Source organism: Kamptonema sp. PCC 6506, assembly GCF_000180455.1.
GTDB classification, from domain to species: domain Bacteria; phylum Cyanobacteriota; class Cyanobacteriia; order Cyanobacteriales; family Microcoleaceae; genus Kamptonema; species Kamptonema formosum.
Genome location: NZ_CACA01000201.1, coordinates 1 through 13,242 on the forward strand (window position 1 = coordinate 1; position 13,242 = coordinate 13,242).

Annotated in this window: 14 protein-coding genes; 8 read left to right on the plus strand and 6 right to left on the minus strand. The window is 40.7% G+C overall.

The genetic code is table 11. The features are described 5' to 3' along the window. Positions 1 to 151: 151 nt before the first annotated feature. On the minus strand, positions 152 to 886 hold the full coding sequence (gene clpP / locus OSCI_RS10510) for an ATP-dependent Clp endopeptidase proteolytic subunit ClpP (RefSeq protein ID WP_324603629.1): 735 nt from the start codon (positions 884 to 886) through the stop codon (positions 152 to 154). A 14-nt stretch (positions 887 to 900) separates the two neighbouring features. Here clpP and OSCI_RS10515 point away from each other — a divergent pair, with 14 nt between their 5' ends. After that, positions 901 to 1,704, plus strand: a complete 804-nt coding sequence (locus tag OSCI_RS10515) for a phytanoyl-CoA dioxygenase family protein (RefSeq protein WP_007354915.1) — start codon at positions 901 to 903, stop codon at positions 1,702 to 1,704. A gap of 62 nt (positions 1,705 to 1,766) precedes the next feature. On the opposite strand, the gene OSCI_RS10520 is transcribed toward OSCI_RS10515, so the two are convergent. The 4 genes from OSCI_RS10520 to OSCI_RS10535 form a co-directional block, all read right to left on the minus strand. Next, entirely contained in the window at positions 1,767 to 2,897 is a 1,131-nt protein-coding gene (locus OSCI_RS10520) for an acyltransferase family protein (RefSeq protein ID WP_007354916.1), read from the minus strand. Between the two features lie 218 nt (positions 2,898 to 3,115). Further along, complete coding sequence (locus tag OSCI_RS10525) at positions 3,116 to 3,379, minus strand: hypothetical protein (protein WP_007354917.1); 264 nt, start codon at positions 3,377 to 3,379, stop codon at positions 3,116 to 3,118. A 69-nt stretch (positions 3,380 to 3,448) separates the two neighbouring features. Continuing rightward, on the minus strand, positions 3,449 to 5,752 hold the full coding sequence (locus OSCI_RS10530) for a heavy metal translocating P-type ATPase (RefSeq protein ID WP_007354918.1): 2,304 nt from the start codon (positions 5,750 to 5,752) through the stop codon (positions 3,449 to 3,451). A 69-nt stretch (positions 5,753 to 5,821) separates the two neighbouring features. Continuing rightward, positions 5,822 to 6,016 (minus strand): heavy-metal-associated domain-containing protein, encoded by a 195-nt coding sequence (locus OSCI_RS10535; protein ID WP_026103872.1) that lies wholly within the window; start codon positions 6,014 to 6,016, stop codon positions 5,822 to 5,824. 294 nt (positions 6,017 to 6,310) lie between these two features. On the opposite strand from OSCI_RS10535, the gene OSCI_RS10540 reads away from it, so the two are divergent. Next, positions 6,311 to 7,009 carry a DUF305 domain-containing protein gene (locus OSCI_RS10540; protein ID WP_007354921.1) on the plus strand — a complete coding sequence of 233 codons (699 nt, stop codon included), beginning with the start codon at positions 6,311 to 6,313 and terminating at the stop codon, positions 7,007 to 7,009. Positions 7,010 to 7,055: 46 nt separating this feature from the next. Here the strand turns inward: OSCI_RS10540 and OSCI_RS10545 are convergent, their stop codons facing one another. After that, positions 7,056 to 7,901 carry a metal ABC transporter permease gene (locus tag OSCI_RS10545; RefSeq protein WP_007354922.1) on the minus strand — a complete coding sequence of 282 codons (846 nt, stop codon included), beginning with the start codon at positions 7,899 to 7,901 and terminating at the stop codon, positions 7,056 to 7,058. A gap of 206 nt (positions 7,902 to 8,107) precedes the next feature. Between OSCI_RS10545 and parA the strand changes: the two genes are divergently transcribed. The 6 genes from parA to OSCI_RS10570 all read left to right on the plus strand — a co-directional run bounded on the left by parA (position 8,108) and on the right by OSCI_RS10570 (position 13,100). Beyond that, positions 8,108 to 8,731, plus strand: coding sequence for a ParA family partition ATPase (gene parA / locus OSCI_RS10550; protein ID WP_007354923.1), 624 nt, complete (start codon positions 8,108 to 8,110; stop codon positions 8,729 to 8,731). A 403-nt stretch (positions 8,732 to 9,134) separates the two neighbouring features. Next, positions 9,135 to 9,278, plus strand: coding sequence for a hypothetical protein (locus OSCI_RS30650; protein ID WP_007354924.1), 144 nt, complete (start codon positions 9,135 to 9,137; stop codon positions 9,276 to 9,278). A gap of 91 nt (positions 9,279 to 9,369) precedes the next feature. Beyond that, positions 9,370 to 9,822, plus strand: coding sequence for a hypothetical protein (locus OSCI_RS10555; RefSeq protein WP_007354925.1), 453 nt, complete (start codon positions 9,370 to 9,372; stop codon positions 9,820 to 9,822). A 179-nt stretch (positions 9,823 to 10,001) separates the two neighbouring features. Further along, positions 10,002 to 11,120 (plus strand): DegT/DnrJ/EryC1/StrS family aminotransferase, encoded by a 1,119-nt coding sequence (locus OSCI_RS10560; protein WP_007354926.1) that lies wholly within the window; start codon positions 10,002 to 10,004, stop codon positions 11,118 to 11,120. A gap of 5 nt (positions 11,121 to 11,125) precedes the next feature. Then, complete coding sequence (locus tag OSCI_RS10565) at positions 11,126 to 11,917, plus strand: class I SAM-dependent DNA methyltransferase (protein WP_007354927.1); 792 nt, start codon at positions 11,126 to 11,128, stop codon at positions 11,915 to 11,917. Further along, a complete protein-coding gene (locus OSCI_RS10570) occupies positions 11,910 to 13,100 on the plus strand; it encodes a glycosyltransferase (protein WP_007354928.1) in 1,191 nt (396 codons plus the stop codon). Before OSCI_RS10565 ends, OSCI_RS10570 begins: the two co-directional genes overlap by 8 nt. Positions 13,101 to 13,242 lie beyond the last annotated feature (142 nt).

Here is a 13,242-nt window from a genome sequence, read left to right on the forward strand (position 1 = left end):
AGAGGGGGAAGATGGGAATAGAATCAAAGATTCCAGTAATGACGGGATTAGGACAATATTCGTAACGCCGCCCTCTGGGCGGTATTTTTACCACCGGGACGGCGGCGTTACGCGATCGCTGCGTCAGTCCTGATTAAATTGAGATCGGTAACTAACTAGGGACAGCAACTATGGGGCGCGTAGCAGAAGGGCGGCGGTCAATCACTAGATCGACAAGACCATATTCCGTTGCCTCTGCTGCCGACATAAAGAAATCCCGTTCGGTGTCTTCCTCAATCCGGCTGAGAGGTTGACCAGTGTGGGCCGCCAAATGTTCGTTCAAGCGTCTTTTGTGGTAAAGAATTTCTTTCGCCTGAATCTCAATGTCAGTTGCTTGACCTTGGGCACCGCCTAAAGGTTGGTGAATCATAATCCGGGAATGAGGCAGAGTCATCCGTTTACCTTTGGCACCTGCGCTGAGGAGAAAAGCACCCATACTGGCCGCTAAACCAAGACAAATCGTCGAAACCTCTGGCCGGATGTGGTTCATGGTGTCAAAAATACCCATCCCTGCGGTGACTGAACCCCCTGGTGAGTTGATATAGAGATAAATATCTTTCTCTGGGTCTTCTGCGTCTAAAAATAGCAGTTGGGCAACGATTAGGTTGGCCAGGTCAGATGTCACCTGCTGTCCGAGGAAGACGATGCGATCGCGCAGCAGCCGCGAGTATATATCAAAGGCCCGTTCTCCGCGACCCGATTGTTCGATAACTGTTGGAATCATTGACAGAGCCTTCCTGTTCACGTAACTTTTCTTAATTTTAATCCTAATGGCTGACAGTTGCCACAAGTAAAGGCAGAAATTACTGAGTAGGTGGATATAATACAAAAGTCGAAATTGACCCATTATTTAATTGAGAAATGAATCCAACAACTATTAAAGCCCAATGGGATGAATATGGCTATGTTATTATCCCACAACTATTAGATGTTATACAGATTGACGAGCTTAAAAAAATTTGCGATCGCATTTGGGAACAATGGGTAAGGGAATCCCTTGCTCCCGAAGAAGCTGCTAACTTCACAAATATGGCTTTTTTAACTGAAGAACGTTATTTTATTAATTACCATAGTCAGCTTCAATTCTTATTAAATACTATTGCTAATCCCCAAATTGTTAACCTATTATATCAAATATCTGGGCGAGAGCTTTTGTTTTACAATACGCAATATTTCTTTAATCCAGCCAGCTATACTCGCAGCGGAGATTGGCATCGCGACCAGCAATTTGACGCGCCAGATGAGGAAACTGAAAAAGCAAGAATGCAAAACACTATTGGCATTCACCTCCACATTAGTTTTCTCCGTGATAATAATTTAGAGTACGTACCTGGTTCCCACAAGCGCTGGGATTTTCCAGAAGAACTTGAAATTAGGAAAGGATTAAATGGTATGGAGAAAAACTTCGCTGATATGCCCAATGCACAAAGCATTAATCTTCAACCGGGAGATGGTGTATTTTTTGACGCATGGGGAATTCATCGTGGTAATTATATTGCCAGTATTCCTCGGCGCACTTTCGATATCATTTACGGAACGCCTCCTGACTGGTGTGTACCATCTCCAACGTGCTTTTTACAACAAAATACGCTGGAAGGATTATCAGAGACAACACGGGCATTTTTTTATAAATTCATCGAAACTTATAAAGATAAGTGGTGCTAAACTAATTAATAATTTACCTCGGTAACAACAGTTAACAGTTAACTGTTAACCGTTAACTATTGTCAAATTTTTAAGAACCAGCCGCGCCGATACATTAGATAAAGAATAACCCACCAAAATAATACCGTAGTTAGGGCAAAAGCGAGAGAACCATTCATCGCGCCGGCCCAAGGTCGAAAAAAGTTCTCGTAAATCCAAGTATAGGTTGTTGGAGGCTTTTCACCACTGCCAATGTGAGTTTTTAGTAAGATTCTGGCGACAAAACCGGAAGCAACAAAGACAAAAATTGCATTTAATCCCATGATTTCAAATGGTCGTCCCCATTGCCAGCGACGGACTTCAATTGTTTCGTAGCAGATAGCAAGTAATAGGATGGCCCAGCCTGCGGTGAGAAGAACATAAGAACTTGTCCAGAGTTGTTTGTTAATAGGAAACCAGAATCCCCAAAGTTGACCAATTGTTAGGGAAGCGAGGCCGAATATTACTAAATTCCAAGTAGTACGAGTTTTGATTGGTTGAACTCGCAGCCATTGAGTTGTAAAATAACCCGCAAGCACTGTGGCGATCGCGGGTAATGTGCCCAATAGTGATTCTGGATCGTATTGTCCTTGACGGTAGAGGTGTTGGGTTCCGAGAATTAGGCGATCGATATATGCGCCTAAATTGCCTTCTGGGGTCAGGAGGTTTGCGCCGTAACCGGGAACTGGAATTAAGGTTAATGCACCCCAGTAGCCTAAAAGTAGCGTAGCTGCGAGTATTCGCAGGTTGCGGGAGGAGAGATTGAGAATTGCGATCGCGGCTAAAAAATAAGCTAAACTAATGCGTTGCAATACTCCCAAAATACGGATTTTACCAAAATTCTCAATTGGGGAACCATTGAGAAGTACGTCCAGAAAAATTGAGAAGCTATTAAGCAGTAAACCTAATAGAAAAAGCAAGGTTGCGCGGCGTAAAATGCGCCAATAAACTGTCGATATCGGTGGGTTTTCTTCAGTATATTTCGATAAGGAAAAAGACATCGCCGCACCAACAGCGAAGAGGAAGAAAGGAAATATTAAGTCTGTAGGCGTGCAACCATTCCATTCTGCATGGTCTAGAGGAGGATAGACGTAATCCCAACTCCCAGGATTATTGACAAGAATCATGGAAGCGATCGCAATTCCTCGAAAAACGTCAAGAGATGTCAGGCGCATAGGTGATTTTTGTTCAGTATTGCTATTTTAAACCCAAGCAAGTAACTAAATCCTTCTTCCTTCTCTCCTAGATAACTAAATTTTTCTTCCTTCTTCCTTCTCTCCTAGATAACTAAATTTTTCTTCCTTCTTCCTTCTTCCTTCTTCCTTCTTCCTTCTACTTAACCTTTGAGCTTGCGCCATAACCCAAAATGTAAATCTTGAAAAGCAATCGCCTATCAATCGTCTTTCAGAGATTTAGATTTACTGAACAAAAACCACCAAAGCTCTAAACCAATTAGCCCTAATCCGCCAAAAGTGACGGCAACCTTATTGACTAATGGCTGTTCAATCGAGCGAAATTGAGCAGTTTTATGAGCAGAGTTATTAGAGGGATTAGAATGGCTTTCTGCGGCAATCCCCCCTGAGATTGGAAGTAAACTTATGCCGATTGACAATCCCAATCCTGCTAACCTTCTTAAAAATAAAACTTGATTAAGCATGATTTTTTCTCCAAGTCGAGGTCAGAAACAGAAACCGGGCTTTTCCTAAATATCTAGTTGAGTAGATATCTAATTGAGAAACTGATATTTTTCAGAGAAACCCCGTTTCTTTGCGTAACTCCTATTTGATGAAAAATTTCGCAATCGTAATGCGTTTGTGACTACAGAAACCGAACTAAAAGCCATCGCCATACCCGCAACTATCGGATTCAATAGCCAGCCAAACACCGGGTAGAGAAGACCCGCCGCAATTGGGATACCTGCCACATTGTAGATGAAGGCAAAGAACAGATTTTGTTTAATATTTTGGATGGTGGCATGAGATAGTTGAATTGCAGTAACAATTCCCTGCAAATCGCCAGAAATCAAAGTGATATCGCTAGCTGCGATCGCTACATCTGTTCCCGTTCCAATTGCTATTCCCACATCTGCTTGAGCTAATGCTGGCGCATCATTAATACCATCTCCAACCATTGCGACAATCTTACCTTCTGCTTGCAGACTTTTTACTCGATCGGCTTTCCGATCCGGGCGAACCTCTGCGATCGCTCGTTTAATGCCAACTTCACGGGCAATTACTTCAGCAGTGCGGCGATTATCTCCAGTTAACATTACGACTTCTAAACCCATCTTTTGCAAAGTTTTAATGGCATCGATCGAAGAAGGTTTAACCGCATCTGAAATCCCCATAATTCCTTCCATCTTACCATCAACTGCCAGCCAAATTACTGTTTTACCAAGATATTCCAATCGCTCCCAGTGTTGCTGTAATGGATTAGTATTAATCTCTAGTTCTTGCATCCAGCGATGAGTTCCAATCTGCACGAATTGATTAGATACATATCCTTGTACGCCACTACCAGGTATCGCTTCAAAATCCTGAGATTCTGTTAAATCCACACCTTGCGATCGCGCGTACTGCACAACAGCTTCAGCCAGAGGATGTTCGGAATTTCGTTCAACTGCTGCTGCTAAAGAGATTAGCTTTAACTCATTACTATTAGCAGTGCCATTAATAGCTACAAAGTTAGTAACAGTCGGCTTTCCTTGGGTAATCGTCCCTGTTTTATCGAGAACTATTACTTGCAATTTATGCGCCAATTCTAGACTTTCTGCTCCTTTAATTAAAATGCCATTTTCTGCACCTTTGCCTGTTCCCACCATGATTGAAGTTGGCGTAGCTAAACCCAAAGCACAGGGACAAGCAACGATCAGAACGCTCACAGTAGTAATCAACGCAATGGTAATGTTACCCATGACATTGTACCAAATAATAAAAGTCGCGATCGCGATTGCAATTACCACAGGTACAAACCATCCCGTTACTCGATCGGCTAATCTTTGAATCGGTGCTTTGGAACCCTGTGCTTGCTGTACTAATTGTACAATTTGTGCTAAGAATGTATCTTTCCCAACTCGCGTAGCTCGGAATTTAAAGCTACCAGTTTTATTAATTGTGGCTCCAATTACCTCATCCCCTGGTCGTTTTTTTACGGGTATACTTTCCCCTGTCACCATCGCTTCATCAATGGTAGAGGAACCATCCACGATCTCGCCATCAACTGCAATTTTTTCACCAGGACGTACTAGAATTATATCACCTAAAACTACTTCAGCCGTTGGGATATCGACTTCTCGATCGTTGCGAATAACACGAGCTGTTTTTGGTTGCAATCCCATCAATTTACGTAGGGATTCTGAGGTCTGCTTTTTCGCACGACTCTCTAGCAATTTTCCCAACAAAATCAGAGTAATAATCACAGCAGATGCTTCATAGTAAACATCAGCACTTAAGCCTTGAGCCGTAAAGAAGCTGGGAGAAAAAGTTGCGAATATAGAGTAAAGATACGCAGAGCCAGTACCAAGGGCTACTAAAGTATCCATTGTCGCAGCATGACGTTTTAGAGCTTTCCAAGCATTAACATAAAAACTACGAGCACACCCAAACTGTACGGGTGTAGTTAATACCAATTGCAGCCAAGGATTGTGCATCCATTCGGGAATGAAAGGAATAGAAATTCCAAGCATCATTGGCAAAGATCCAATTAAGAGAATGGTGCTGACAATTCCACCTATCCAAACTTTCTGGAGTAACTGTTGAGTTTCTGCCTGTTTTTCTCGCTCTTCAGCATCGTTACCTGTACTAAATATATCTTGTGCTTGGATGAGTTGCGCTGTGTATCCAGCCACATCAACCGCATCTTGAATTGTCTTAATATCAGTTTTTTGGGAGTCATAGGTAACAGTGGCAATTTCAGCACCAAAGTTGACGCTACATTCTCTCACACCTGGAACAGAAAGGATAGCTTGTTCAATGTTATTAGCACAAGAAGCACAACTCATTCCTCGCAATTTGAATCTGGCATTATTCATTATTAATCTCCGCAATTATTCCAAAACAGTTAACGGTTAACTGTTAACAGTTAACCGTTAACTGTTAAATTAAGCAGCAGGGTAGCCTGCGTCTGCGATCGCTTCCCTAATTGCACTTTCAGGCTTAACTGTTTGAATCTTGACCAATTTGGTCTTAGGATCGGCCTCAACATTAGCGGCTGGGTCAATACTTTGAACTGCTTTAGCGATCGTGTTTACACAAGCAGAACAAGCCATTTTGGGAACTTTGAGCTGTAATGTCATAGTAACCATCGATTTGCTTTCTCATTGAACTAGCTCCATCTTGTACTCTCCAGTCAACAGGAGAGTCAAGGGGGAAACCGCAATTAAATATTAAGTTTTGTTGCAATCCCTTTACATAGTTCCCTTGTTAAATTTCTGTTCAAATAAAATTAGAATTTATATCATATTTAACTTAGACTCTAACAATGATTTTTAACAGAATAGAGTCAATAATTTCATCCCAATTTCATATTTAAGTGCAACACTCAACACTAAGAGGAGTAAAAGTATTTTTTTAATTGGAGCTAGAATTCTATGCAACTTATATCCTTAAAAACTGGCTTTGTAGCATTAACTTTCACCGCCATAGCCGCCCTTGCAGGGGGAATACTCGCAGGTTGTTCTAATGCTCCCTCAAGCCAATCTCAACCCTCAACTTCACCCGCAGCAACCTCAGTTAATAATCAGCAGGAGACAGTACAAAATAGCGGCATGAGTGGCATGAACCACAGTATGTCTATGGACTTAGGCCCGGCAGATGCAGACTACGATTTACGATTTATTGATGCAATGATACAACATCATCAAGGTGCGGTGAATATGGCTCAAGAGGTACTTAATAAATCCCAACGCGCTGAGACTAAAAAATTAGCTGGCGACATTATTAAAGCTCAGGAAAAAGAAATCAATCAGATGAAACAATGGCGCACCGATTGGTATCCAAAAGCCAGCAGTACGCCAACAGCTTACGATGCTAAGATGGGTCATAATATGGCAATGACTCCTGAGCAAATGAATAGCATGATGATGAGTATGGACTTAGGTGTTGCTGATGCTCAATTTGACTTACGATTTATTAATGCGATGATTCCTCACCATGAGGGAGCTTTAGTGATGGCTAAAGACGCATTAATCAAGTCCAATCGACCCGAAATCAAGAACTTATCCCAAGATATTTTGACTTCACAACAGAAAGAAATTGAGCAAATGAAACAGTGGCGCACCGCTTGGTAAGTAGAAGGAAGAAGGAAGAAGGAAAAAGTAAGAAGGAAGAAGTAAGTTATTTTGTGTGAATAGGAGGTAGATATTGTTTTCGGCTTTGGCGATAACCAGTAGCAAGTAAAACGCCACCAAATACCAACGTGGATAGCAGCACAACACTAGCTCCAGAAGCAATATCAAAGTGGTAGCTGAGGTAGACACCAACGAAAGCGATCGCAGCTCCTAGCCCGCCTGAAATCAACATTATATAACTAAAGCGATCGCTCAAAAGCCTTGCAGTCGAAGCTGGAATTACCACAGCCGAAATAATCAATGTTACTCCCAAAATATTTAATGTTGTCACCAGTAAGGTTGCTAGCATTAAAGCAAAAAGCGTATCCATTGCTTTGACAGGTACGCCGTGAACTTGGGCAACTTCTCGGTCAAAACACCAGAATAGTAAAGGTTGATAAAAGACGAAAACTAGACTGAGCAAAATAACAGTTACTCCTGTAACAATCCACAAATCTTCGGGAGTGACACCGAGGACATTTCCAAACAGTGCGGCTTCAAAGTTTTGACTGAATTTCCGAGAACTACTAATAATCGCTACCCCCAAAGCAAAGCTAGCAGTAGTGACAATACCAATAGCAGCATCCGAATAGATTTTGCGTCCTGTTAAATATTGAATTAGTAAGGCTGAGACAAATCCCCAAATTCCAGAGCCTATGTAGAAATTCAAACCTAAAACGTAGCTCAATACGGCTCCGCCCAAAATAGCATGAGATAGACCGTGAGCAATGTAACTCATCCGGCGGGTTGTAATATAAACCCCAATTACGCCGCACAATAGACCTGCCATCATTGCTACTAATAAGGCGCGGCTGAAAAACTCGTAATCAAAGGGTTTGAGTAGAAAATCCATTGTCAGTTTTTTGATTAATTTAGGACTTACGTAAAAAACCGGTTTCTTTGAAAAATCGTGACTCTCTACGAGAAATATTGACGCAGAAACCGGGTTTTTGGCTTGTGTGCTAAGTCTTGTGATTATAAGTTATATCAATTATTGGCTAGGAATATACTTTAATGTTTTAATGTATTAAAGTAAATAAAAATTTTTGTAAATACGGCATGATTATCTCAGTTCAAAACCAAAAGGGAGGCGTTGGGAAAACAACGATCGCCGTTCACATCAGCCATGCCTTGGCTTTGCGCGGTGGTAGGATACTGCTTGTGGATGCTGACCCTCAAGGTTCTGCACGAGATTGGGCGGCGGCTAGAAATAGCGATTTACCTTTCTCTGTCGTAGGTTTAGACCGTCCTACGATCCACCGGGACTTACCTGCGATCGCTAAAAGTTACAGCCATGTAGTGATTGACGGCCCGCCGCGAGTCTCAGACTTAGCTCGTTCTGCGATCATGGCTTCTAATATTGTGCTCATTCCAGTCCAACCTTCTCCCTACGATATTTGGGCAACGGAAAAGGTAATTAGCCTGATCCGAGAAGCTTCTGTTTATAAAGATTGGCTGAAATCGGTATTTGTTATTAATCGTAAAATAGTTAATACATCTATTGGGCGGGATGTAGCAGAAGCTCTTTCTGGGTATCAAATTCCAGTTTTGAAGTCGGCTATTTGTCAGCGTGTGGCATTCGCAGAATCAGCAACTATTGGGTGTACGGTGTTAGAAACAGAGCCTAAAGGAGCAGCGGCCGCTGAAATTAGGGCGCTAGTGGAAGAATTGATCGAGTTATAAAGGTTATCCTAACTTTCTCTTCTTCTCCTTCTTTCCCTAGTTTATTCTCTTTCCCTTCTTTCCCTTACTAGAGACTCGAATTGTCAAAATAGCTCCAATTTAGCAGACAAATCTGGATATTTCAACCCCCTTTACCGAAAATTTACAATTATCAAAAAAGTGACTTTATTTCATAAAGTTTGTAATTTATTAATAGCTAAAGGGAATAATATATGCCAAATAAAGTTATAGTTTGAGTTAGAGTTGAGCTGGCGCTTTTAGCGTTGGTGAGTTTTGGCATACCACTCTCCTAGATTTCATAGACTTGGGTTTAGCCTTCGGGATAGAGCGATCGCTGTGTCCGCGTGGCAAAACTTAGGGTGATAGTGGGAATTAGCGATCGCCACCTCCAGAACCACAGCGAATGTTAGCAAGCTACGTCCTAGCTAGAGCGATCGCCACTTTCAATACTACGATCGCGATCGGGGTAATTAGTCTACCAGATTCAGATTATAAACCAGTAGCTCAAGCAATAGGACAATTGAGACAATTTTCGATGCGTTTGTAAAGCAGTAAAAATACTGCGGTATCAACAGGGTATTAGGTCTACTGTCACTTGAATCAAGTATTAAACAAATAAAATTAAATCACCTGACCCTATGACTACTCAACAACTCACTCAAAAATTAGTTGAAGAAATCACTTGTAACAATCTCCTATTAGCACTGATTGTTTCTGGCAAGTTCAACAAACCTGGAGTTAGCTTTTTCACACCCAACACATTTTCCCAACAACTTGCCTACATGAAACATCCCGCAGGCAAAGTAATTCAGCCCCACATTCACAACCCTGTTAAACGAGAAGTCTTCTATACTCAAGAAGTTCTCTTAATTAAAAAAGGAAAACTCCGCGTTGATTTTTATAACGAAGAACGAGAGTATTTAGAAAGCCGCATTTTAGAAGCAGGCGACTTAATTCTCATCGCTAAAGGCGGTCATGGATTTGAAGTCATAGAAGAAGTAGAAATGATTGAAATCAAGCAAGGGCCATTCATCGGAGAACTAGATAAAACCTGTTTTCCCGCTATTACAGCACAGCAAGTTAAATTATAGTGGTTTGTAGTTGCATAAGAACAGAGTAATTGGTAATTGCTAATTGGTGATTGGTAATTATAGCAATCCTAAATGAATCGTAAATTTTTTACCCCACCCCAACCCTCCCCTTGCTAAGGGGAGGGAGTAAGAAATTCACAAATGATTTAGGATTGCTATAGAACTTTAAACTTGAAAAAATGAGCGCACCAATTCCGGTCAATCAACCCCTTTTAGATGGCAATGAACGCCAATATCTCAATCAGTGTATTGACAGTGGTTGGATTTCCTCAGAAGGGCCATTTGTCAAGCGATTTGAAGAAGAATTTGCCGTTCGCGTTGGTCGCCAATACGGAATAGCAGTATGTAACGGTTCCGCAGCTTTAGATGCCGCAGTTGCAGCCCTAAAAATCGGCCCAGGCGATGAGGTAATTGTGCCAACCTTTACGATTATATCCTGTGTAGCTGCCATTGTTAGAGCGGGTGCTAAACCAGTTTTAGTTGATTGCGATCGCGAAACTTGGAATATGGATATAGCACAAATTACCACCAAAATTTCACCACAAACAAAAGCAATTATGGCCGTTCATATTTACGGTTTGCCCGTTAATATAACTCCTCTATTAGACTTAGCTAAAAGATACAATTTACAAATCATAGAAGATGCAGCCGAAATGCACGGGCAAACTTATAAAAATCAACCTTGTGGCAGCTTTGGAGATATTAGTACCTTTAGCTTTTACCCCAACAAACATATCACCACAGGCGAAGGCGGAATGATTGTCACCGACGATGCTAAATTAGCAGAAAGATGTCGTTCATTACGAAACTTATGTTTTCAGCCACAGCAGCGGTTTGTACATGAAGAACTTGGCTGGAACTTGCGAATGAGCAACATTCAAGCTGCCTTGGGAATAGCACAGTTAGAAAGATTAGATGAGTTTGTTGCTCGCAAGCGCAGAATGGGTTATATTTATAATCAATTACTAGCAGATATTTCTGGTTTAGAATTACCTTTAGCCTTTACAACTTATGCAAAAAATATTTATTGGGTATACGGTGTAGTATTGAAAGATGAATTACCCTTTGATGCAGTAGAAGCAATACGGCGTTTAGCAGAACATCAAATTGGAACCCGGCCTTTTTTCTGGCCGATGCACGAACAACCTATATTTAAGAAAATGGGACTGTTTCAAGGGGAATCTTATCCCGTTGCTGAAAGACTTGCTAGGCGAGGATTTTATATTCCTAGCGGCATAGCTTTAACAGATACACAAATGGAACGAGTTGCACAGGTAATTAAAGAAGTAATTAGGTAATTGATATGCAAATATTCGGTAATTATGCTCGCTATTACAATCTACTGTACCGAGATAAAGATTATGCGGCTGAGGCAAAGTTTGTAGAGAATTTACTGGAAAAATATGCACCAAAGGCACAAACTTTGTTAGAGTTAGGATGCGGTACAGGAAACCACGCGGCATTACTAGCATCAAAATACGAGGTCTGTGGCATAGATTTGAGTTTAGATATGTTGGAACAGGCAAAACAGCGGCAGCTAAATTTGCCTCCAACACCAGCATTTAAACTTCAATTTGTGCAAGGAGATATTCGTTCCATCAGGCTAGAGCGCAAATTTGATGCCGTCATCTCTCTATTTCATGTATTCAGTTATCAGACAACTAATCGCGATTTGCAAGCTGCTTTTGCTACCGCCAAAGCTCATCTTCATCCAGGGGGAGTCCTGATTTTTGATTGTTGGTATGGCCCAGGGGTTTTGGGCGATCCGCCAACAGTTCGAGTCAAGCGTTTAAAAGACGAAGAAATTACTGTGACTCGAATTGCTGAACCTGCGCTCTATCCTAATCATAACTTAGTGGATGTTAGATATCAAGTCTTCATCAAAAATAAATCTAGGAATGCAGTTGAGGAACTTGAAGAAACCCATAAAATGCGATATCTGTTTAAACCAGAAATAGATTTATTTTTGGATATTAATGAGTTTGAGTTATTAGCTTATGGTGAATGGATGACAGGGAATGAACCAGTAGCTAAAACTTGGAATGTTTATTTTATAGCCAAACTTAGAGAAGCGGGAAATAAAAAAAATGTCTAAGCAATGTGCTATCTTTTTTTACGAGGGATATGTCGGCGTTGCTCCTACAATCATCAACCTTTCTAAAGTTATGCAAAGACAGGGATATGTAGTCACAATATACGCTACAGAGAATGACTATGCTCAACCTGGTAAAATTGGAGAAAATGTAAAAATAATTTACTTTTGCAAAGACTTTAAGATCGTCAGATTTCTAAATAGAACTAGGTTAAAACCTCTAGTTCCACTTCTAAAACTCTCTATTTTTTTCTTTCAAGTTTTGAATCATCAATTACGCAATCAGCAGCTACAAAGCTTAAAAAATAATATTAATATCGGTATTGATATTTATGGCAATGTGACAGCCATGCTGTGCCTATATTTTTTAAGACAGAAATTTTTATTTTTGTCATTAGAATTGTGGAAGCCAGTAGGAATTCTCAGTAAAATGGCTAATCTAGCTTACAGAAAAGCAGTGGGTGTAATTACCCAAAGTGAAGGTAGATTTAAAAACCTTTCCAGTTATTACGAATATCAACATCCTCAACCATTTTACCTACCTAACTCTAGCTTTGCCGCTGAAGAGGAGATTTTAGCTAAAAATTCGGGTAATTTTTTCCGGGAAAAGTTCAACTTAAATAGGCAGGAATTCCCCTATTTAATTCTTCAAGCTGGAATGATTAATGATGCCGTTTTAGCAAAAACTGTAGCTGAAGCATTTAATCATATTGATGACGGATATGCTTTGATTTTCCATGAGAGGAAAGAAAGAAAAGAAGAAGAATCCTATATCCAATCGCTGCGAAAGCTTAACTCAAAAAACTTATTTCTTTCTTTGCAACCTGTTCCTTACGAGGAAGTCGATAGAGTATATGCTGCGGCAACAATTGGACTGGCTTTTTATGCAAATTTAGGTAATGATTATGCGCTGATTTCTATGGCTTCTGGAAAGCTAGCAGAATATTTGAAGCATGGAAAGCCTGTTTTATTGAGCAATTTGCCATCTTTGTGCAAGTTAGTTGACGAGTATCAGTTTGGCATTGTAATTAATAATCCGTCTGACTCGGAGGAGATTAAGACGGCAATTCAGCAAATACTTAGTGACTTTGATACTTATAGCAAAAATGCGAAAGCGTGTTTTGCTACCGAGTTTGATTTCGGTAAAAAAATGGAACCTATATTATTGTTTATGAAGGATTTGTGAGAGAAATAACCAGATAAGTTCGGCGGTTGAAACCGCAACTACATAAACAAAGTCCGCCTGCGCGGACTAAGAAATAAGAGGCATATTTAAGCCAGATTTGATAGAACTCTTAACTGCTAATGGATGAACCCATGAGTTCCAA

Coding starts and splice junctions, on each gene's coding strand:
- clpP (WP_324603629.1), bottom strand. CDS start 886: ATGGGTCAATTTCGACTTTTGTATTATATCCACCTACTCAGTAATTTC.
- OSCI_RS10515 (WP_007354915.1), top strand. CDS start 901: ATGAATCCAACAACTATTAAAGCCCAATGGGATGAATATGGCTATGTT.
- OSCI_RS10520 (WP_007354916.1), bottom strand. CDS start 2,897: ATGCGCCTGACATCTCTTGACGTTTTTCGAGGAATTGCGATCGCTTCC.
- OSCI_RS10525 (WP_007354917.1), bottom strand. CDS start 3,379: ATGCTTAATCAAGTTTTATTTTTAAGAAGGTTAGCAGGATTGGGATTG.
- OSCI_RS10530 (WP_007354918.1), bottom strand. CDS start 5,752: ATGAATAATGCCAGATTCAAATTGCGAGGAATGAGTTGTGCTTCTTGT.
- OSCI_RS10535 (WP_026103872.1), bottom strand. CDS start 6,016: ATGACATTACAGCTCAAAGTTCCCAAAATGGCTTGTTCTGCTTGTGTA.
- OSCI_RS10540 (WP_007354921.1), top strand. CDS start 6,311: ATGCAACTTATATCCTTAAAAACTGGCTTTGTAGCATTAACTTTCACC.
- OSCI_RS10545 (WP_007354922.1), bottom strand. CDS start 7,901: ATGGATTTTCTACTCAAACCCTTTGATTACGAGTTTTTCAGCCGCGCC.
- parA (WP_007354923.1), top strand. CDS start 8,108: ATGATTATCTCAGTTCAAAACCAAAAGGGAGGCGTTGGGAAAACAACG.
- OSCI_RS30650 (WP_007354924.1), top strand. CDS start 9,135: ATGTTAGCAAGCTACGTCCTAGCTAGAGCGATCGCCACTTTCAATACT.
- OSCI_RS10555 (WP_007354925.1), top strand. CDS start 9,370: ATGACTACTCAACAACTCACTCAAAAATTAGTTGAAGAAATCACTTGT.
- OSCI_RS10560 (WP_007354926.1), top strand. CDS start 10,002: ATGAGCGCACCAATTCCGGTCAATCAACCCCTTTTAGATGGCAATGAA.
- OSCI_RS10565 (WP_007354927.1), top strand. CDS start 11,126: ATGCAAATATTCGGTAATTATGCTCGCTATTACAATCTACTGTACCGA.
- OSCI_RS10570 (WP_007354928.1), top strand. CDS start 11,910: ATGTCTAAGCAATGTGCTATCTTTTTTTACGAGGGATATGTCGGCGTT.